The sequence below is a fragment of the Streptomyces sp. CMB-StM0423 genome (genome assembly GCF_002847285.1).
Lineage (GTDB): Bacteria > Actinomycetota > Actinomycetes > Streptomycetales > Streptomycetaceae > Streptomyces.
The window spans coordinates 6004572-6023967 of record NZ_CP025407.1 but is presented as its reverse complement, the minus strand read 5'-3'; the positions used below and the strand labels follow the sequence as shown (position 1 = coordinate 6023967).

General features: G+C 74.8%; 22 protein-coding genes and 1 pseudogene. 8 read left to right on the top strand and 15 right to left on the bottom strand.

The features are described from left to right. Positions 1–89: 89 nt before the first annotated feature. The 3 genes from CXR04_RS26165 (at position 90) to CXR04_RS26155 (ending at position 2587) form a co-directional block, all read left to right on the top strand. Positions 90–1061: a DUF6454 family protein gene (locus tag CXR04_RS26165; RefSeq protein WP_101424701.1), complete on the top strand. Its 972-nt coding sequence runs from the start codon at positions 90–92 to the stop codon at positions 1059–1061. 237 nt (positions 1062–1298) lie between these two features. Continuing rightward, entirely contained in the window at positions 1299–1592 is a 294-nt protein-coding gene (locus CXR04_RS26160; protein WP_101424700.1) for a hypothetical protein, read from the top strand. Continuing rightward, positions 1589–2587, top strand: a complete 999-nt coding sequence (locus CXR04_RS26155; RefSeq protein ID WP_101424699.1) for a metal-dependent hydrolase — start codon at positions 1589–1591, stop codon at positions 2585–2587. Before CXR04_RS26160 ends, CXR04_RS26155 begins: the two co-directional genes overlap by 4 nt. On the opposite strand, the gene CXR04_RS26150 is transcribed toward CXR04_RS26155, so the two are convergent. The 3 genes and pseudogenes from CXR04_RS26150 to CXR04_RS26135 form a co-directional block, all read right to left on the bottom strand. Beyond that, positions 2479–4194 (bottom strand): glycosyltransferase family 39 protein, encoded by a 1716-nt coding sequence (locus tag CXR04_RS26150; RefSeq protein WP_234380507.1) that lies wholly within the window; start codon positions 4192–4194, stop codon positions 2479–2481. The two genes, CXR04_RS26155 and CXR04_RS26150, sit on opposite strands and share 109 nt — an antisense overlap. A gap of 383 nt (positions 4195–4577) precedes the next feature. Beyond that, positions 4578–5060 carry an SRPBCC family protein gene (locus CXR04_RS26140; RefSeq protein ID WP_159072395.1) on the bottom strand — a complete coding sequence of 161 codons (483 nt, stop codon included), beginning with the start codon at positions 5058–5060 and terminating at the stop codon, positions 4578–4580. Between the two features lie 191 nt (positions 5061–5251). After that, positions 5252–5905 (bottom strand): annotated as a pseudogene (locus CXR04_RS26135) (peptidoglycan recognition protein family protein); the annotation flags it as partial. Between the two features lie 218 nt (positions 5906–6123). Between CXR04_RS26135 and CXR04_RS26130 the strand changes: the two are divergent. Both CXR04_RS26130 and CXR04_RS36150 read left to right on the top strand, forming a co-directional pair. Continuing rightward, positions 6124–6519 carry an EF-hand domain-containing protein gene (locus tag CXR04_RS26130; protein WP_234380506.1) on the top strand — a complete coding sequence of 132 codons (396 nt, stop codon included), beginning with the start codon at positions 6124–6126 and terminating at the stop codon, positions 6517–6519. Further along, positions 6447–6686: an EF-hand domain-containing protein gene (locus CXR04_RS36150; protein ID WP_234380505.1), complete on the top strand. Its 240-nt coding sequence runs from the start codon at positions 6447–6449 to the stop codon at positions 6684–6686. The genes CXR04_RS26130 and CXR04_RS36150 overlap by 73 nt, the downstream gene beginning before the upstream one ends. A 74-nt stretch (positions 6687–6760) precedes the next feature. Here CXR04_RS36150 and CXR04_RS26125 read toward each other — a convergent pair whose 3' ends face one another. After that, the gene (locus tag CXR04_RS26125; RefSeq protein WP_101424696.1) at positions 6761–7081 is read right to left on the bottom strand and encodes an AzlD domain-containing protein; all 321 of its coding nucleotides are present in this window, start codon (positions 7079–7081) and stop codon (positions 6761–6763) included. Continuing rightward, positions 7078–7899, bottom strand: a complete 822-nt coding sequence (locus CXR04_RS36520; RefSeq protein WP_267898208.1) for an AzlC family ABC transporter permease — start codon at positions 7897–7899, stop codon at positions 7078–7080. The genes CXR04_RS26125 and CXR04_RS36520 overlap by 4 nt, the downstream gene beginning before the upstream one ends. A gap of 74 nt (positions 7900–7973) precedes the next feature. On the opposite strand from CXR04_RS36520, the gene CXR04_RS26115 reads away from it, so the two are divergent. Then, on the top strand, positions 7974–8534 hold the full coding sequence (locus CXR04_RS26115; RefSeq protein WP_101424694.1) for a helix-turn-helix domain-containing protein: 561 nt from the start codon (positions 7974–7976) through the stop codon (positions 8532–8534). 57 nt (positions 8535–8591) lie between these two features. On the opposite strand, the gene CXR04_RS26110 is transcribed toward CXR04_RS26115, so the two are convergent. Together CXR04_RS26110 and CXR04_RS26105 are read right to left on the bottom strand one after the other, a co-directional pair. Beyond that, entirely contained in the window at positions 8592–9353 is a 762-nt protein-coding gene (locus tag CXR04_RS26110; RefSeq protein ID WP_101424693.1) for a TNT domain-containing protein, read from the bottom strand. Between the two features lie 160 nt (positions 9354–9513). Then, entirely contained in the window at positions 9514–10176 is a 663-nt protein-coding gene (locus CXR04_RS26105; protein ID WP_234380504.1) for an arsenate reductase/protein-tyrosine-phosphatase family protein, read from the bottom strand. A gap of 165 nt (positions 10177–10341) precedes the next feature. Here CXR04_RS26105 and CXR04_RS26100 point away from each other — a divergent pair, with 165 nt between their 5' ends. Beyond that, positions 10342–10773, top strand: a complete 432-nt coding sequence (locus CXR04_RS26100) for an SseB family protein (RefSeq protein ID WP_101424691.1) — start codon at positions 10342–10344, stop codon at positions 10771–10773. A 41-nt stretch (positions 10774–10814) separates the two neighbouring features. Here CXR04_RS26100 and CXR04_RS26095 read toward each other — a convergent pair whose 3' ends face one another. The 6 genes from CXR04_RS26095 to CXR04_RS26070 form a co-directional block, all read right to left on the bottom strand. After that, a complete protein-coding gene (locus tag CXR04_RS26095) occupies positions 10815–11189 on the bottom strand; it encodes a DUF6221 family protein (RefSeq protein WP_234380503.1) in 375 nt (124 codons plus the stop codon). Between the two features lie 144 nt (positions 11190–11333). Beyond that, on the bottom strand, positions 11334–11780 hold the full coding sequence (locus tag CXR04_RS26090; protein ID WP_101424690.1) for a DUF7144 family membrane protein: 447 nt from the start codon (positions 11778–11780) through the stop codon (positions 11334–11336). A gap of 146 nt (positions 11781–11926) precedes the next feature. Then, positions 11927–12670: a potassium channel family protein gene (locus tag CXR04_RS26085; protein ID WP_234380501.1), complete on the bottom strand. Its 744-nt coding sequence runs from the start codon at positions 12668–12670 to the stop codon at positions 11927–11929. Continuing rightward, complete coding sequence (locus tag CXR04_RS26080) at positions 12667–13464, bottom strand: family 1 encapsulin nanocompartment shell protein (protein WP_101424689.1); 798 nt, start codon at positions 13462–13464, stop codon at positions 12667–12669. The genes CXR04_RS26085 and CXR04_RS26080 overlap by 4 nt, the downstream gene beginning before the upstream one ends. Further along, entirely contained in the window at positions 13461–14513 is a 1053-nt protein-coding gene (locus tag CXR04_RS26075; protein ID WP_101424688.1) for a Dyp-type peroxidase, read from the bottom strand. The genes CXR04_RS26080 and CXR04_RS26075 overlap by 4 nt, the downstream gene beginning before the upstream one ends. Positions 14514–14633: 120 nt before the next feature. Then, positions 14634–15008: a DUF6401 family natural product biosynthesis protein gene (locus CXR04_RS26070; protein WP_101424687.1), complete on the bottom strand. Its 375-nt coding sequence runs from the start codon at positions 15006–15008 to the stop codon at positions 14634–14636. Positions 15009–15206: 198 nt separating this feature from the next. Between CXR04_RS26070 and CXR04_RS26065 the strand changes: the two genes are divergently transcribed. Beyond that, positions 15207–16196 (top strand): glycoside hydrolase family 6 protein, encoded by a 990-nt coding sequence (locus CXR04_RS26065; RefSeq protein WP_101424686.1) that lies wholly within the window; start codon positions 15207–15209, stop codon positions 16194–16196. A 105-nt stretch (positions 16197–16301) separates the two neighbouring features. On the opposite strand, the gene CXR04_RS26060 is transcribed toward CXR04_RS26065, so the two are convergent. Both CXR04_RS26060 and CXR04_RS26055 read right to left on the bottom strand, forming a co-directional pair. Further along, the gene (locus tag CXR04_RS26060) at positions 16302–18128 is read right to left on the bottom strand and encodes a tetratricopeptide repeat protein (RefSeq protein WP_159072394.1); all 1827 of its coding nucleotides are present in this window, start codon (positions 18126–18128) and stop codon (positions 16302–16304) included. A 405-nt stretch (positions 18129–18533) separates the two neighbouring features. After that, the gene (locus CXR04_RS26055; RefSeq protein ID WP_101424684.1) at positions 18534–19226 is read right to left on the bottom strand and encodes a haloacid dehalogenase type II; all 693 of its coding nucleotides are present in this window, start codon (positions 19224–19226) and stop codon (positions 18534–18536) included. Positions 19227–19396: the final 170 nt, after the last annotated feature.

Here is a 19396-nt window from a genome sequence, read left to right as displayed (position 1 = left end):
GGCCTCGCCATCATCGGGCGCCGGCCGGCGGCCGCCGCGGGGAGCACCCCGCCGTCCTGGCCGGCCCGCGAGGGAGAGGATCGATGCACATGAGGTACGCCAGAACGCTCGGCGTCACTGCCCTGGCCGCGGCCCTGCTCGGCACCGTCGCCGCCTCCGCCGCCCCCGCCGCCCGGCCCGGCGGCGACCACCGGCCCGAGCGCGACGCCCCCGTCGTCGGGGCCGTCGCGAAGCTGGACCGCAACAGCAAGTGGGAACTGGTCGAGAAGCTGCCGCTGGACTTCGAGACGTACCACCCGCAGGGCATGACCCGCGTCGGCGACAGGCTGTTCCTCTCCAGCGTCGAGGTCATCGAGCCGCCGGTGCGCTACCCGGAGCCCGTCGACGGCTACGACCGCAGCCCAGGACGCGGCGTCGGCCACCTCTTCGTCCTCGACCTCAAGGGCCGGCTCATGGAGGACATCACGCTGGGCGAGGGCGACATGTACCACCCCGGCGGCATCGACACCGACGGCCGCTCGGTCTGGGTCCCGGTCGCGGAGTACCGGCCCGACAGCGCCGCCGTCGTCTACCGCGTCGACGTCGGCACGCTGAAGGTGACCGAGGAGTTCCGGGTCGACGACCACGTCGGCGGCGTGGTGCCCGAGCCGCGCACCGGCAAGGTGCACGGCGTCTCGTGGGGCTCGCGGACCCTCTACACCTGGGACCGGCACGGCCGCCAGATGCAGCGGCGGACGAACCAGAGCCACTTCGTCGACTACCAGGACTGCGCGTACGCCGACTCCCGCAAGATGCTCTGCACCGGCATCACCGGCTTCAAGAACGCCTCCGGCGCCGACTTCGAGCTGGGCGGCATCGCGACCATCGACCTGCGCACGTTCGACATCGAGCACGAGGTGCCGGTGCAGCTCTGGTCGACGGGCGGCCACGTCGCGACCCGCAACCCCGTGCTGCTGGAGGCGCTGCGCGGCGAAGGACTGCGCATGTGGGCGGCGCCCGACGACGGCACCTCCCCCGCGGGCACGGAGCTGCTGGTCTACGAGACCAGGCCCGCGAGCTGACGCCGGAATGCCGAGCACCGTGCCCCATCCCGTAAGATCCCGGACGACCGAGGGGGGCCTGCGCGGCCGGGGAGCCGCGCCGGCGGACGACGGAACGGTGGGGCGCGGTGCACGGTGAGGGCGCGATACGCGACGGCATAGCCGTACGCGGAAGCGGAACGGGACGCGGGGGCGGGCCCGTACGCATACGGACGACTCACCCCGCGCAGGCGGGCCGCACCGCGGGGGTGACCCCCGGTGCCTAGCCGCCCGGCGTTCCTGCGGCCCGTACGCCGCACCCGCGCCGGCGACGTCGCCGGCTACACGGCCGCCGTGATCGCCCTCGTCGCCGGCGGCGCGATCTTCACCCGGGGCATCCTCACCTGGACCCGCGGCCCGGTGGTCGCGATCGCGGCGATCCTCCTGACCGGCTGGGCCGTCGACAAGGTACGCGCCCGGCGGCACCCCGGGGACGACGGCCGGGACGGCAGCCCGCACGACGGCCCGGACGGCGACGGGGCCGGCGACGGCGGCGAGGGGGAAGACCGGTGAGCTGGGCGGCACATGAGCTGGAGAGCTACATCCTCCACAAGCACACCAAGGTCAAGGTCTCGTACCTGGCGATCCTCCTCGGCTGCTTCCTGCCCGACATGGGCACGAAGGGCACCGTCTACGGCTTCGAGATAGGCAGCTTCTCCTTCAAGCCGGAGAACGCCTGGGACTACCACCGCGGCTGGCCGGGCGTCGGCTTCACCCACACGCTGGCGTGGGGCGTAGTGCTCGCGCTGGCCGTGCTGCTGATCTTCAAGAGCCGCGAGTGGGCGCTCGGCCTGCTGATCGGCCAGTGGGCGCACGTGCTGACCGACTGCTTCGACAGCGTCGGCGTGATGCTCTTCTTCCCCTTCACCGACCAGCACTACTCGACGGGCATGTGGGCGTACGCGGCGCAGGAGGGCCGCTACGGGGACGCCGCCGCGTACTACGGCAGTCTGGGCCTGGCCTGGGACCTGTTCTGGCTGGCGATGCTCGCGTACAACTACCGCTCCCTGACCGCCAAGTACTTCAAACAGCACGTCTATCCGGCGGACCCCGCCTGGGGCTGGCTGCGCCACCGCGTCGGCCTGTCAGACCGCTTCCTGCTGGCGCTCTACCACGCCTACTTCCTGTACGGCGCGTGCCGGATATTCGCCTGGACCATCTGGGCGCAGACGTCCGAGGACGCCCCGATGGACTGGAAGTGGGGCGGCCCGTACTGGGTCGACAAGGCGACGGTGGAGCACCCGCCGGTGACGGAGTTCCTGGCGAACACCCTGGTGGGGCTGACGGGCCTGGTGGCGTTCTGCTGGGTGGTGTGGCTCGCGGTGGGGCGGCGGCTGTGGCTGCGTACGCCGCCGTACGCGGAGGTGGAGTTCGTCCGCACGTCGGTGCCGCGGCCGCGTCACTCCGAGGAGAACGACGAGGACGGTGAGCGCGCGGACGACGGGGAGCGCGACGACGCGGCTTCCGCGGAGGCGGAGCCCGGGCGGCAGAGCCCCGACCGCGCGTAGAGGGAGACGCGGGCGCCCCGGACGCTCCGGGTCCCGCACTCCCTGAAGTGCTCGCGCAGCACGGCGCGTTTGGCCGCCTCGCCGGGCTCGGCGTCGAGCGGCTGCCCGGGTGGGTCGCGCAGCACGACGATCCGGTCGGCGGCCAGCAGCCGGGCGCGGATGTGCGCCGCGGGCAGCTCCGCGCCGTACAGGGTGCGGGACTCGGCGGCGGGCGCGGCGAGCGCGAGGTCGACGAGCCCGTCGTACGTCCCGGGCGCACCGTGCAGCCACACGCGCCGCCGGGCGGGCAGGAACAACAGCCCGTCGCCGGGCCTGCTCTGCGCCTGGACGGCGCGGGCGACGGCGGAGACGTCGTCCAGCCGGCTGGCGGGCGTACGCAGGTGGAACGTCGCCGGGAGCGGCGCGACGAGGACGGCGACCACGGCCACCGCCGTCACGCGCCGCCGGGTGCGCGGTCCGGCGGCCCCGGCCGGGGCGGCAGTGCCGGCGGCGGGGTGGTGGTCCCAGGTCGGGTCGTGCACCCCGGCGCGTAACGCCGCGTCGAGCGCCGCCCCGGCGAGGAGGGCGAGGCCGGTGGCGTAGCAGAGGACGTAGCGGTCGACGTAGAGCGGGCGCAGCGGCGTGGCGAGGAGGAGCAGGGCGCCGGGGAGGACCGCGAGCGGCAGCGCGAAGTGCGTGAGACGCCGCGAGGCACGCGGGACGAACCCGGCGAGCCCGACGCCGAGGACCACGATCGCGGCGTACTTCAGCAGCGCGACCGGGCCCGGCATGCCGATCCAGTCCACCTGCGCGGACTGCCCGGCGCTGCGCACCGCGTGCGGCGTCAGCCCCACCGCGACGCAGCCCACGGCCACCCACCAGCCGCGCCGGGCCGCTTGCCCCGGGCGCCGCAGCCACAGGGTCACGCCGTGGGCGGCCATCGCGAGCACCGCGAACTCGTGCAGCAGGCCGGCGGCCAGCATCAGCGCGGCGTAGCCGGCCCAGAGCCGGGGGCTGCGCTCGTCGAGGGCGCGGACGAGCAGCCAGCCGGCCCAGACCAGGCAGGCGGCGACCAGCGCGTACGACCGGCCCTCCTGCGCGTACCGCTGCACGTCCGGGACCAGCGGGTACACCAGCCCGGCGACGAGCCCCGCGCGCGGGCCCGCCAGCCGGCGGCCGAGGAGCGCGACGCCGGCCGCGGCGGCGGCCGTCGCGAGCACGGAGGGCATCCGGAGCGCGAGGAGACCGCCGTCCCAGAGGCCGAAGACGCCGTGCATCAGCAGGTAGTAGAGGCCGTGCACGGCGTCGAAGTGCGGCAGGGTCTGCCACAGCGCGGTCAGGTCGCGGTGGGCCATCTCGTACGTGACGGCCTCGTCGCGCCACATCGTGCCCTGCCGGCCGAGGCCCCACAGCCCCAGGACGAGCGCGAGCGCGGCGGGCGCGAGGACGAGGGGCGCGGTGGCCACGCCGCGGCCCGGCGCCCGGACGGCTTCGGCGAGGGCGGTGGCGGCCGGGCGGTGGCCCGGCGGCTCCGCGTCGGGGGCGGGGGCGAGGCCGCGGTGCTGGACGGTGGCGATGGCGGGCTCCGGCGGGAGGGAGGACAGGACTCCCCGGAGTCCAGCGGCCACCCGTTTGATGGGCAGCCCCCACTCGACCGGCCTATCAATTCGGCTAGCGTGAAAGGGGGGCGGGAACGCGATGGGTCGCCGGGAAAAGGCGCTGGATCCGGCCGCCGGACCGGTGCAGCGGTTCGCGTACATGCTGCGCATGCTGCGGCACGAGGCGGGCGCGCCGACGTACCGCGAGCCGACCGGGCGCGCCGGTTACTCCGCCGAGGGCGACAGGGAGCTGCGGGTGGCCGCCCCGCACACGCCGCCGTACCCGCTGAGGGTGGACCCCGACCCGGCTCGACTCGGCCCACTCGGCCCGACTCGGCCCGACTCGGCCCGGGTCGGCCCGGGTCGGCCCGGGTCGGCCCGGGTCGGCCCGGGTCGGCCAGGGTCGGCCAGGGTCAGGTGAGGGTGTGCAGGAGTGCTTCGAGGTTGTCGAACGACGTGGTCCACGTCGCGCGGGCCCCGGGGCGGCGGTCGGGCGGGTAGGGGCGGGTGAACGTCAGGCGGGTGCCGGGCGGGGCCGGGGTCAGGTGGATGCGGGTGGTGACCGGTGCGGGGGTGCCGTACTCCGGCATGGGGGCGGAGGTGAGGACGAGGAGGTGGGGGGCGGCGAGTTCGGTGATGTGGTTGCGGAGCCAGTAGCGGTCGCGGTCGGTTGTGTCCTCGTGGGTGTCGTCGGCCGCGTCGACCATGCAGTAGTCGAAGCGCCCGCCGACGTACGGCTCGACGGTGACGGTGTCGCGCGGAACGGTGTAGCCCCGCGGACCGATCCACCGCGCCAGCAGGTCCGCCTCCGTCCACGCCCGGTGGACCAACCGGGGCGGCGCGGGCAGGTCCCGGACGACGAGCGGCGCGGTGGTGTCGGCGGGCGATGCGGTCACGGTGCCTCCGCTGGGTGGCTGGCGGACTTGCCGCCAGATGCAACCTGCACGGCGCGGCGAGGCTTCCCGAGCGGCGGGGCGGGGTGGCGGACGGGTCGGATGGGGCGGCTGGCCGGGTCCGGTTCAAGGCGGGCCGGGCTGGACCCCACGGATCGAGCACGCGGCGATCGGGCTCGGCCCGCTCCGGATCAGGGTGCGGGGGTTGAGGGGTCGGAGGGCTCCGGTGCGGGCTCGCCTTCCGGCTTGCCCGCCAGGCGCTTCGCGATGCGTTCGCGCATCCCCGGCATGCCGAAGCCCACCGGGTCGATCTTCTGGTTCGTCCACTCCTTGTGACCGATCACCGACTTCGCCTGCCAGCCGTGCGCCCGGCACAGCGCCGCCGAGGCCCGCTCGGCGGCCTCCAACTGCGCGTCGGGCCACGGGTCCTCGCCGTCGCCGAGGTTGATGCACTCGAAGCCGTAGAACCGCGCGTTGCCGTCGGTGTTCTGCTCGTTGGGCGACGGCGGGCGCTCCCCGTACCGCTCGGCGATCACCGCGCGCAGCACCTCGTCGTCCCCCAGCCCCGCGTGGTTCGCCCGGCCGTGGCCGACGAGGTGGACCCGGCCGCTCTTGTCGATGACGCCGTGGCAGAGCGGGCCCGGCAGGTCGGTCCTGCCGCGGTAGCAGAGCCGGACGCTGTCGTCCGTGCCGGACGTGGCCGTGTGGTGGAGGACCACCCCGTGCACCGGGCCCCACGGGCCCATGTGGTTGCGATTGTGCGTGCGCCATTCGCCGTGCTCGACGATCGTCAGCCCCTCGCGCTTCAGCGCGCGCAGTACGACGGCGGCGGACAGTGGTTCTGCCATGCGAGCAACCCCCCGGTTTTCCCTGGCTGGTGACGTCGGTCCGCGCCGGTCTTCGGCGCCGTCACGCACTCATCGTAAATGTTTCATCACTCTCCGTAAAGGGGTCGGCTCCCCCTCCGTCTCCGGGCCACCGTGCGCCCGTCCGGGCGCCCTGTGTACCCCGGCGGACCGGCCGTAGCGTCGTGGGCCGGCGGCAATTCCTGCGGAGAGGACGGCTCGTGGAGGTATCGACGTTCCTGGCGCGGAAGCTCGCGCGGCGCTTCCGCACGTACGACACGGACGGCGACGGCTACGTCGACCGCGCGGACTTCGAGCGCGCCGCCCGGCAACTGGGCGAGGAGTTCGGCCACGGCCCCGACTCGCCGGCGCGGCGCCGGGTGGAGGAGCTGTGCCTCGGGGTGTGGGAGCGGCTCGTACGGGCCGCGGACACGGACGGGGACGGGCGGGTCGACGAGGCCGAGTACGCGGCGGCGTTCGCCGCGGGCTGCTGGAGACGCCGGAGGACTTCGCCGAGGGGTACGGGGAGTTCCTGGAGGCGATCATGGCGATCGCCGACGTCGACGGCGACGGCTCGCTCGACCGGGAGGAGCACGTGCGCTGGACGGGCGCACTGATGAACCTCCCGGCGCACGACGCCCGCGAGGTCTTCCGCCGGCTGGACGCCGACGGGGACGGTCGCGTCACCACCGCCGACCTGCTCGCCGCCATCAGGGACTACTACTTCGACGACGATCCCGCCTCGGCCGGGAGTTGGCTCCTGGGTCCCCTCGACCCCGCTTGACACCCGCCGGCCGGGACCGCCGGGTTCACCCCCCGGCCCGTACGGCACGGGCGGCAACGGCGGGCGGCGGCCGGTCAGTCCACGCCTGGCAGCCGCAGCAGCGCCGCCGTGGCCGCCGCGGCGACGACCACGACCACGAACGGCGCCCGCCGCCACGCCAGGACGCCGCCGACCGCGACGCCCGCCGGCCGCGCGATCCCCGCGAAGCCGCCGCCGTCCAGCAGTGCCTGCGTGCCGACCAGGGCGGTGAGCAGCACGATGGCCGCGACGGTCATCAGCCGCTCCACCCGCGGCTCCAGACGTACGCGGGAGCGCAGCGCGGGGCCGGCGAAGCGGAAGGCGAACGTGCCGGCGCCGAGCACGAAGACGGCGAGCACCAGGGCCGTCGTGCTCACGGCACCCGCTCCTCGTCGTACGAACCGGCCCCGGGCTCGTCGCCACCGCCACCCGGCACACCGCCCCCGGGCACGCCGCCTTCAGGCACCGGACCGCCCACCGGACCACCCTGCGCCACCGCACCGCTCCCCTGCTCCGGCGCCGCCTCGCCGCCGCCGGCCCCCGCCACCGCGAGCCCCGCCAGCGCCAGCAGCACCGGCACCCCCGCCGGCAGGAACGGCGCCGCCGCCAGCGAGACGCCCACCCCCACCAGCGCCGCCCGCCGTGTACCCGCCTCGCGCAGCGACGGCAGCACCAGCGCCAGCAGCACCGCGGGGAACGCCGCGTCCAGTCCGAAGGCGTCCGTGTCGCTCACCGCCGTACCGCCCAGGGCACCGAGCACCACCCCCAGGTTCCAGCAGACGAACAGGCCCACGCCGCACGCCCAGTACGCCGCCCGCCGCCGCACCGGGTCCCGCTGGGCCAGCGCGAACGCCACGGTCTCGTCGATCATCAGATGGCTGCCGGCGAACCGCCGCAGCCTCCCGCCGCCCAGCGCGTCGCCGACGGTGAAGCCGAACGGCACGTGCCGCGCGTTGACCAGCAGCCCCGCCGCCACCGCCGCCAGCGCCGTACCACCGGAGGCGACGATGCCGACGAACATGAACTGGGCCGCCCCCGCGAAGACCACCACCGACAGCAGCACCGGAAGCCACAGCGGCAGCCCCTCGCCGACCGCGATGGCCCCGAAGGAGACGCCGACCAGGGTGTCGGCGGCGCAGACGAGCGCGATATCGCGGGCGAGGCCGCCGCGCAGGGTTCGCCATATCGAACGCATGACTGCCATGCTGAACATCCGCTACTCTGTTCGTCAAGCCGAATGAACGACCGACAGAGCGAACGGAGTGCGTCATGGTCCCGAGCGGCGGAGCCCCCCTTGACGCCATCGCCGCGTCGCTCCAGCGCGAGCGCCGCCGTACGGGGCTGACGCTGACGGAGCTGGCCCGCCGGGCGGGCATCGCCAAGTCGACGCTCTCCCAACTGGAGTCCGGCACCGGCAACCCGAGCGTGGAGACCCTGTGGGCGCTCAGCGTCGCGCTCGACGCGCCCTTCTCCCGGCTGGTCGAGCCGCCCCGCCCGCGGGTGCAGGTCATACGCCGCGGCGAGGGCCCGTCCGTGCCCTCCGAGCACGCCGACTACGCGGCGACGCTGCTCGCCTCCTCCCCCGCCCACGCCCGCCGTGACATCTACCTCGTCACCGTCCAGCCCGGCACCCCGCGCCGCTCGGATCCGCACTCACCCGGCGTCGTGGAGCACGTGATACTCAGCAGCGGGCACGCGCGCGTGGGCGTCGCGGAGGAGCCGGTCGACCTGGAGCCGGGTGACTACGCCTCGTACCCCGCCGACGTCCCGCACGTCTTCGAGGCCCTGGCACCGGACACGGTCGCCGTCCTCGTCTCCGAGCACGACTGACGCCCCGCCCCGCCGGCCCGGCACCCAGCCAGCCGGGCATGACAGGGGCGCCAGACGTTACGCGGGCGCCAGGTAGCCGTGCTCCAGCAGCCAGGTGACGTTCAGCCGCTGCCCCTCGCCCGGGTCGAGGAACACCGGGTCCAGCTTGATCTGCTCGCCCCCGCCGGGCTGCTCGAACCACGGCGCGACCGCCCCCTGCCAGACCCAGAACGGCTTGGTGACCTGGTAGACGCGGTAGTCGCAGGGGGCGCCGGGGTCGCGGGTGTTGAGGTTCTGCGGGGGCAGCGCGCGCTCGGCGTAGCGGTCGCCCGCGGGGGCGAGGTAGCCGCCGTACTCCGAGCCGAAGCGGTCGAGCAACTGCCCGGCCTCCAGCCGCGTCGCCTCCCGGTCGACGGTCCCGTTGACCTCGGCGAAGCCGTCGTGCGGCGGGTACTTCCAGGTGCCGCCCTCTGCGGGGCCCGTCCAGTACTTCTCCAGGAACGCGGCGGGCGTGAGCGCGCCGGTGGGCCGCCAGCCCCGCAGCAGCGGCCCCACCCGCGGCTCCCACCGGCCCGGCAGGTACTCGGGCCCCAGCCGGGCGTCGCCGAGCCGCTCGCCGGTGCAGACGGGCGCGGCCCGCAGGGAGGCCCCCACGGCGGGCGCGGGCACGGCGGCCCGGCCGGCGGAGGCACCGTCGGCGGCCGGACGGTGGACGGCCGCGGAGTGGGTCGCCGGGTCGGGGTGTCCGGCGGCGACTGCCGCGGCGGGGAGGCCGCCGGCCAGCCCTGCGGCGGCGACGAGGACGGCAAGTGCCGTGCGTACGGTGCGGGTTCGCGTCACGGTGGGGGCCCTTCGCGCTCGGCGGTCGGCGGCCCCACCATGATCCGCAGGGCGGGCGGCGGGCCCGCAGACCAACACGCGCGCCACCGCCCGCCCTTCGGGTGAAGCGGGCGCGCCCAGGCGGGCGTACGGAACCCGTGGGCGCGGTCGTACGCCGCCGTCAGCCGCGGGGCGGTATGCCCAGGTCCGCGAGGAGTTTGCGGACCCGCTGCTCGATCTCGTCCCGCAGCGGACGCACCTCCGCCGCCACCCACCCGTGCGGATCGGCCAGCGGCCAGTCCACGTAGCGCTTGCCGGGGAACACCGGGCAGGCGTCCCCGCAGCCCATCGTGACGACCACGTCCGCCGCCCTGACCACCTCGTCCGTCCACGCCGTGGGGAACTCCCCGGAGATGTCGATCCCCCGCTCCCCCATCACCGCGACCGCCGCCGCGTTGGCCGAGGCGCCCGGCGCGGAACCCGCCGACCAGGCCACCGCGCGGTTGCCCGCCAGCCGGGCCATCAGGCCCATCGCCATCAGGCTGCGTCCGGCGTTGTGCACGCACAGGAAGAGCACGACCGGCCGCCCGTCGCCGCTCACCCCCTCCACCCGGGCCAGCGCGTGCAGCCGGCGGCGCGCGTAGCGCTCGGTGAGCCGCGGGAGGTCGTCCGGCGGGGCGCCGCGTACCGCTATGTCCCCGTACGCGCCGTACAGGAACCGCTCGATGGTCTGCTCGCCGAACACCCCCTGGAACTCCGCCCGTAACCTCTTGGCGGCGGTGTGCAGCGCGAGCCGGTGACCGGCTCTGGGATCGGGTCGTGCCTGGCCCCCGGGGTCGCTCATCGCCGGATTATGGTCCCTCCGGGCCGCGCGCACACCCGGAACGGCTCCGTCACCCGTTCGGGGAGTGACAGCGGGGGCACGTTCGACGCTGTACGGGGTAGGCAATGCCGCGGGCGGGCCGGAAAGGGACTGCGCGCCGCGGCACACCGGAGGAAGCGAAGGACCATGACCGAGGCACCGCAGGGGAGCGACCCCTCGACCACTCAGCGGGCGCTGGAGGCACTGGCGACCGACGCCAAGGACCCGGCGGCGCTGCACGCGCTGGCCCACAGCGAAGTCCTCGTGCCCGTGCCGGACGAGGGACCGGGTCCGCCGGAGGAGGGCGCGGAGCAGGAGCGCGCCGGATCCGAGGAGAGCATGATGCTGCCGGTGATGCAGCAGCCGAACGGCGACCGGCTCGTGCCCGTCTTCACCTCCGAGTCCCGGATGGGGTACGCGCTGCCCTCCGTCGACAGGTACCGCAAGCTGCCGCTGGTGCTGCTGGCCAACGCCTGGCCGTCGGACGAGGTGTATCTGACCATCGACACCGGCAGTCCCGGCGCGCTGACGCTGAGCGCCGCGGGCGTACGCACCCTCCTCGGCCGCTCCGGCGGCTGACGCCGCGCCGCCGGCGGCTCACCCCGCGCCCCGCCGGGGCCTCACGGCCCCGGCGGCGGCCGCCACGCCTCCCGGTACCCGGGGTGGCGCTGGTACGGCAGCGCCAGCGTCGCCACGACATGGATCATCGCCGTCGCGCAGCCGTCCAGCCGGGCCGCCTCCAGCGCCTCGCCCGGCTCGACGCCGAGACCGGCGGCGGCCCGCTCGGCGATCCTGCGCCCCGCCTCGTCGGCGATGAGGGACCACCGCTCGCAGTTGTCCACGACGGCCTGCTTGGCGTTCAGCTCGGCGACCTCCCGCTGCCAGTGCTGCAACCGCTGCTCGACGGCGGTCCTGCGCTGCTCCGTGTACCGCTCGCGGAGGAATGCGACCAGATCGCGGGCGCGGTGGGCCGGCTCGTGGAAACCGTTGTTCATGTCTGCGGCGCTGACGGTTCACACCTCCACACGTCGGGACCCCCGTAGTTCAGCGTCACCGCATGGAAAGGTGTCACACCGCATCAGCCGGAGCGGGCGCTTCCGCATGGGAGCGGAGGCGCCCGCCGCCGGAGCCGCGAAGCCTCAGACGAGGGACCGGGACCTGTCGGTGCACAGCGCCCAGATCACGAAGATGCCGATCGCGATGTTCACGATCGCCCACACCGGCAGGTACGGCAGCCACGCGAAGTTGGCGATCACCGCCAGGGCGGCCAGCGCGACGCCCAGCAGCCGGGCCCACTCGTTGCCCATGAGTATGCCCAGGCCCGCCGCGGCGACGACGACGCCGAGGATCAGGTGGATCCAGCCCCAGGTCGTCAGGTCGAACTTGAACACGTAGTCGCCCTGCCGGGCGTACACGTCGTTGTGGGCGATGCCCGCGATGCCCTGGAACACGGCGAGGACGCCGTACACCAGCATCAGCACCCCGGCGAACACCGTGCCCCCCGTCGCCCAGGGGCTGCCGCCGCGGTTGGGTGGGGTGGGGCTCGACGGCGTGGTGTCGTGGGAGGAGGCGGTGGGGGAGGTCATCGGAACACACTCCTTGCCGAGGGCCGCCGGGGGGTGGCCAGGAGTCCCAGCATCACGCCGGGACCGCGGGCGGACGATCCCGTGACGGCCGTACGGGTGAACGCCCCGGGCCCCGGCGCCGCCCCGGCCCGGCCCTGCCCCGGGCCTCAGCCCCGCCCCGCGCCCCGGCCTGCGGCCCCGTCCGCCCGGCCGCCGCCCGGCCCCGTACCGCCGCCGCGCCTGCGGTCGCCGTGCCGCCGCCCGCGCCCGTGCCGCCGCCCGCCGTGCCGCCGCCCGTCCGCCGTCTGCCGCTCCCCGAGCGCCCGGCGCAGCCGGCGGCTCAGCGCGGTCGCGGCGGCGGTCAGGAAGACGAAGCTGTACGAGATCTGCCCCATCACCAGGATCCGGGCCGTCTGCCCCTGCGCGGTGATGTCCCCGTAGCCGACGGTCGCCACGGTCGCGACCGTGAAGTAGAGCGCGTCGACCCGGGTCCGCAGCCCGTGGAACTCCCCCGACTGCCGGGCGATCGAGCTGTACGCGGCGGAGAAGACGAGGAGCGAGGCGATCATCAGCAGCGGGATGGTGACCCCGGGGCGGGCGTGCGGCACGTCCATCAGCACCCCCCGGATCTCGCGGAGCAGCAGCAGCGTCACCGCGCCCAGCGCCAGCACGAAGAGCGTCCAGCTCAGCTCGGGCCTCTCCGCGCCCAGCAGGTGCAGCGGCAGCAGGAAGTACGCGACGACCATGATCGCCACGGGTACTGCTTCGCGCAGCCAGGGCAGCAGGGGGTCCCGGCGGCGCTGCGGGCCGCGATCCCCTTCACCGCCCCCGTCGCCGTCACGGCCGTCGTCCCGGGCGTCGTCGCAGTCGCCGCCCCTGGCGTCGTCGCCCCCGTCGCGCCCGGCCGTCACGCCCGTAGGACGACGATCGCCTCGTCCGTGTACGTCAGGAACGTCAGCGTCTCGTGCAGGTAGAGCTGCACCGTCTTCGCGTCGTGCGCGGTGTACCCGATGGCCAGGTCCTCGCCGAGGCGCAGCTCGAAGTCGCCGCCCCGGGTGGACAGCGCGAGCCCGCCGGTCATGGCCGGGGCCCAGATCAGCTCGCCGTCCAGCAGCCGGGAGATGTGCTGGGCGACCGGATAGCCGTGGTCGGCGGTCTCGCTCACCGCCGTGTACGCGTCCGCCCCCAGCAGCAGCGAGTACGGGCCGTCCACCCCGGCCAGCCGCAGCGCCGAGAGCGCCTGGCTGACGGTGTCCGGGTAGTCGCGTACCTCGGCGGGCAGGCTCAGCTCGGGCAGCGAGCTGCGCGTGCGCAGGCCCTCGACGCCGGCGGCCGCGTACCCGTCGGCGATCATCCGGTCCTCGGCGAACGCGGCAGTGCGGGCGGCGTCCTTGACCGGCTGCCAGTCGGAGTCCTGGGAGCCGCGCTCCACGTCGTCCACGGCGTCGCGGCTGACGGTGAACGGCACCCGCAGCTCGATCAGCGACTGCGCCGCGCGCAGCCGCGCGGTCGCGCCGGGCGCGGGCGGGGCGATCTCCTCCAGGTGCCCGGTGCCGACGGCGGCCAGCCCGGGGCCCTCGGGCCCGGTGACGTCGACGACGCGGCGGCCCGCGACATGGCGGCGGAAGGTGCGCCGGGCCTCTTCCTCGATCTCCGCCCAGGCCGCCTGGGTGACCGGAGCGAGTTCGCGGTGCAGGTTGTTCATCGTGCGGGTGCTCCTTTGAGGCCGCCGATCCCCAGCGAGCCGTCACCGGCGCCCTGCGGGTCGGGTACGGGGTCCGGGGCGACGGGGTCCGGAACGGCGGTCGCCGCCGCGCCGAGGGCGGCGGGCAGGTCCGGGAGGTCGTCGAGGAAGCCGGCCGCGGGGGCGAAGAACAGGCAGCCGGTCACGGCCGTGGAGAAGTCCAGGATCCGGTCGTACGTCCCGTGCGGGCGGCCGAGGAACATGTTCTCCAGCATTTCCTCCAGCACCCCGGGCTCGCTCGCGTAGCCGATGAAGTACGTGCCGAACTCGCCGTCGCCGACGGAGCCGAACGGCATGTTGTCCCGTACGACCTGGCGCTCCTCGCCGCCCGGGCCCGTGAGGGTGTTGAGCGCGACGTGCGAGTCGTCGGGCTGCACCCCCTCCGGCAGTTCGGTGTTGCCCAGCTTGGTGCGCCCGATGACCCGCTCCTGCTCCTCGGTGCTCAGCGCCTCCCAGGCTTCGAGGTCGTGCACGTACTTCTGCACCATCACGTAGCTGCCGCCGGCGAACCGCGGGTCCTCGGGTCCGGTGAACACCGCGGCGCCCGCGGCCTGTCCGACCGGGTTCTCGGTGCCGTCGACGAAGCCGAGCAGGTCGCGCATGTCGTAGTACTTGAAGCCGTGCACCTCGTCGGCGACCGCGACGGCGTCGCCGAGCCGGGCGCGCAGCCGTCTGGCCAGCTCGAAGCAGAGGTCCATGCGCCGGGAGCGGATGTGGAAGAGCACGTCGCCCGGGGTGGCCACGGCGCGGTGGTGCTCGCCCGCCAGCTCGCGGAACGGGTGCAGCCCGGCCGGGCGCGGGCCCTGGAAGAGCCGGCCCCAGACGTCGGCGCCGATGCCGGCGACGCACGTCAGATCGTCGTCGGGGGCGCCGAAGCCCACGGCGCGCTGGAGGGCGGGGAGGTCTTCGAGTACGTCGCGGATCGTGTCCTCGCCGCCGGGCGCGACGGTGACGACGAGGAACACCGCGGCGGTGGCGGGCGGGGCCAGCACGGGCTGGGGTTCGGGCACGGTCCCTCCTGGTCACGGGGGCATTCGTGACGATACGGGACGTACCGGACAGCGCAATCCGGCGGCGGGCCGCGTTCACCCGCTTGTGCGGCGGGGAGTCGCAAGGGGGTCTTCGCCGGGTCAGCCCGACAGGAGGTCGTACTCGCGGATCAGCCAGCAGACCGCCGTCAGCCGCAGCACCGCGAAGTCGTATCCGACCGGCTCGCGCCAGTCGCTCTCGGCCAGCACGTCGGTGAACCCGACCACGTAATCCGTCAGATCCTCGCGCCGCATCCGCTGCGGCGCGCAGACGCGCTCGATCCGCTGCGGCAGGAGGTCGTGCCAGGGGCGGCGCTGGCGGGGCACGAGCGCATCGCGTACGGCGGCCGCGTGCTGGTCGACGGCCGCGACGAGCCCCGGCTCGAAAGCGAACTCCGACAGCCGGGGCAGGTACCTGGCGGCGACGGCGGTCAGCGGGCAGCCGACGGCTCCGTCCTCGGGTCCTCCCACGTTCACCGGTCGACTGTAACCCGGATCCCGCGGGCCTCCCGCCGTGCGGTACGCCCCACGCATCCCCGCCCCGCGCGCGGGCGGTGTTTCCAACCCGGCGGTCCGCCGCTATGCTCCGGCAACGCATGGGAGCGCTCCCAAAACGGCACACCTCCCACCCGGGGACCCACCCGTCTCCGGCAGACGCGACAAGGACGGACCACCATGCGCGTACGCATCCTGCGCCGATGGCGCCGCACCACCCTGGCAGGACTCCTCGGCGCCGGCCTCGCCCTCGCCGGGCTCGCCACCCCGGCCCCTGCGGCGGAGTCGCACTCCGGACGAGGCACCCCGCACGCCTCCGCCGCACTGCCCGGCCCCCTGTACGTCGACCCCGACTCCCAGGTCCGGCGGTGGACCGCGGCCAACCCCGGCGACTGGCGGCAGCCGGTCATCGCCGACCGGATCGCCTCCCGGCCGCAGGCCCGCTGGCTCTCCCAGTACAACCCCGGCACCGTGCAGCAGGAGGTCACCGGCTACATGTCCGCCGCCGGCGACGCCCTGCCCGTGCTCTCCGTCTACGGCATCCCCAACCGCGACTGCGGCGGCGCCAGCTCAGGCGGCGCCCCCGACCTGCCCTCGTACCAGAACTGGATCCGGCTCATCGCCGCCGGCCTCGGCGACCACCCCGTGGTGGTCATCCTGGAGACCGACGCGCTCGCCCTGGAGGACTGCCTCGACCAGGCGGGCCGCGACGCCCGGCACGCGGCGCTGCGGCAGGCCGTCACCACCCTGAAGGCCGCGGGCCCGCAGACCCACGTCTACCTCGACGGCGGCCACTCCGCCTGGCACTCCCCCGGCGACCAGGCCGCCCGGCTGGCGGCCTCCGGGGTCGCGGCGGCGGACGGCGTGTTCACCAACGTCTCCAACTTCCGCACCACGGCGGAGGAAGTCGCGTACGGCAAGCAGATCCTGGCCGCCCTCGGCGACCCTGACCTCAACCTGGTCGTGGACACCAGCCGCAACGGCAACGGCTCCAACGGCCAGTGGTGCGACCCCTCGGGACGCGCGCTGGGCGCGGAACCGACGCTGGCGACCGGGGACGACGCCGTGGACGCGCTGCTGTGGGTCAAGCCGCCCGGCGAGGCTGACGGCTGCGCGGCGCGGGCGGGGCAGTTCGTCCCCGACCTGGCGTACGCGCTGGCGACCAACTGAGCCTGCTCGCCCGGCGAGTCCGCCTGCCACCGGCGGGCGTTCAGCCGGTCCGGTCCGGGTCGGCCGCCACCGACCCGGACCGGACCCGGCTCTCAGGGGTGGCTCTCACGGATGGATCAGCGACTCGTATCCCGCGCGCACGTCGGACTTGGACGACGTGACGTACGCCACGGACGGCGGGCCGGTGTCGACGTCGTAGTACGTGTACGGCAGCAGGGCCGGGCAACTGGAGCCGCCTATCTCCACGCTGGTCTTCTCCACCAGCTTGCCGGTGCGCAGTTCGTACACCCGCACCGGGATCCGCCGGTTCTTGAACGACACGTTCTGGATCTTGCTGTTGCCCGGGCCGTACTCGTACGGGCAGGTCGCGACGGTGGCGCCGTAATCGGTCTCGCCGGCGCAGATCACCACCACCGCGTCCTTCGCGTCCTTCGCCTTCCAGGAGGACGGGAGCTTGGACCGGTGCTTGTTCTGCCCGTAGAGCATCGCGCGGTGCGGGCCGCCGCCGCGGTAGGGCTTCGCCCCGCGGTACGGGGCCGGGTTGTCGCAGTACTCGGGCTTGCCGCCGCCCCCGCCGGACAGCAGCCCGCGTACGTTGTCGAGCTGGATGGCCAGGTCCGCGCGCTCGATTCCGTCCTCGGACGCGCCGGCCAGCTCATGGTCGGGATACTCGTCGAGGAGCTGCCGGTACTGCGCACGGGCCTCCTCCCAGGTGCCGTCGGCCATCAGCGCGTCGCCGCACCCGACCAGCGCGGCGGGCGCGACCTCGGGGACGACGTCGGCGGCCCGGTCCAGCGCGTCGTCGCCGCTCTCGCGCTGCGCGAGCCAGTCGGTGACCTTCTCCGTCTGGCAGGCGTCGTCGGTGGGGAGCGCGCCGAGGAACCCGTCCAGCACCTCGTCCACGTCGCCGCCGCGGTCCTTGCCGCCGTTCTCGCCCGTGAACTCGTCGAGGACGGTGCCGAGATGGCCGAAACCGGCACTCAGCGCGGTGGTGTCGCCGGTCAGCCCGGCTTCCAGCTTGTCTCCGGCCTCGGCGAGGAAGAGGTCTGCCCGGCGGTCGTCGGCGCCCTTCCAGAGCGCGGCGGGGTGTTTCGCGTACTCCTGGAGGGTGCGGGCGCCGCGTACGCGGTGGCGACCGGACTCCTCCTCGGCCTTGAGCAGCAGCTCGCACGCCTCGGTGCTGTCCTCGGCGCGGGCGGTCAGCGGGGCGTCGGCGAGGCGGTGGCCGAACCAGAGGCCGTCGAGGTCGGAGACGGCCTGGTCGCACTCGCCGGCGCGGTGGGCGTCGGCGGCGTTGTCCTCGATCCGGGAGGCGTCGAGGCGCAGGGAGGTGCAGGCGAGGAGGACGGGGGCGGCGACGAGGAGGGCGACGAGGCGGTCGCGGCGCACGTTCGCGGGGAGGACGGGGGGTGCGGCGGGGGGCGGGGGCGGGGGCGTGGGAGGCGCGTCGGCGGGCTCGGGCTGAGGCTCCGCGGCGTGTGCCGCTACGGCGGGCTGCGCGGGCTCCGTCGGCTGCGACTCCGTGGCCTGCGGGGATGCCCCCGGCGCGGCGGCGCCGCGGCGGGGCAGGCGGCCCCCGGCGAGATACCAGCCGTGCACCGTGACGCCGATCCACCACGCCAGCACGACGGCCTGGAACCACGCGTTCCGTCCGGCCGTCGCCAGCAGGATGACGAGTATGACCGACACGCCCGCGGTGCCGAGCGCGATCCGGGGCCTGCGGAGCATCCCGTACCCGATGCCCAGCAGCGAGGCGTTGGCGAGCCCGACGGCGTACGGGTCCCGGGCCCGTACGGGCACGGGCGCCAGCTCGAACACCGGGCGGTCGGGCCCGGACGCGAGTATGTCGGGTTCGGTGGGCTGCTGCCCGGAGCCGGCGGTCCTTTCGGGCTCGGCGGGCGGCTCGCTGGGCATCGGGGGAAACGCTTCCATCGTGATCCCTTTCTCGGGCGAGCCACCGGCGGGCCGTCCCCATCTTTCGGCACCGGAGCCGGGAGGGGTCCCGGAACACCCGCCCCCCGGCGGGCACTTGAGCCGCCAGGAAGAGCGTGGCCCATCGCGGCCCCGCCGAACAGGCAGAACCCGGCCTTGCCGCGGGTCACGGAAGTGCACCCGGCGCCGCGCGCCCCTTGCGGGACGGGTGCGCCGAGTGGGGCCGATGGGGACTTGCGGAGTGCGCTTGCGGCGGCGTAAGAGCAACGGCGGATGTGCCGCAGCGCGCGCTGCGGCACATCCGCCGTCCACGTTGCCGTCCGGTCGCGGGCATGCCGGGCCGGGTACGCGCTACGCGCCCACCCGGCCCGCCGCGTCTTTCTGCCGGCGCACCCGCCGTGCGCCTTACTCCGCCGTCAGCGTCTGGACAAGACCCTCCAGCCCGTCGAAGTGCCAGTCGAACGCGTCCGTCGCCGCCGGCGGATCGCCGACCGGCCGCGGGACGTACGCCGTGCGCAGCCCGTTCTCCTGCGCCGCGCGCAGGTCCCAGGCGTGGGCGGCGACCATCAGCACCCGTTCGGGCGGGCAGTCGGCGGCTTGCGCGGCGAGCCGGTAGACCTCGGGCGCCGGCTTGTAGGCCCGTACCGCCGCGCCCGACAGGGCCTGGTGCCAGCGCAGCCCGCCGTGCGCGGCGAGATGGAGCAGCGCGGGGCCGGAGGCGTTGGAGAGCCCGGCGACCGGGAAGTGCCGGGCGATGCGGTCGAGTCCGGCGGCGGAGTCGGGCCACGGGGGCAGCCGCCGGGTGGCGGTGGCCAGCCGGTCGACGGCGGCCGGGTCGGTGGCGCCGGCGCGTGCGGCCACCAGTTCGGCGGCTTCGCGGTCGACGGTGTCGCTGTCGGCGTACGGGCGCTCGCCCCGGGCCATCCGCGCCTGCTCGGTCTCGACGTGCCGCTGCCACAGGGCGAGGAGTTCACCGGCCGCCGTGTCGTCGGCGGCGGGCGCGGCGGCGCGGATCTCCGCGCGCAGCCCGCCGGGTTCGTCGACGAGCGTGCCGAGGACGTCGAAGACGACGACCCGGGCGTCACGGATCTCGGGCATGTGTTTCTCCTGTTCGCGGCGGGGCTGTCGTGATCGGCAACAACGCAGCCGGCCGGCCCATGCCCGGAGGAGGGGAAGAGATGTCGGCACGCGGGCGCACATTCCGTTTACAGCCGCGAAATCCCGCGCTACCGTCAATGGGAGCGCTCCCATTGACCTGTTCACGACGA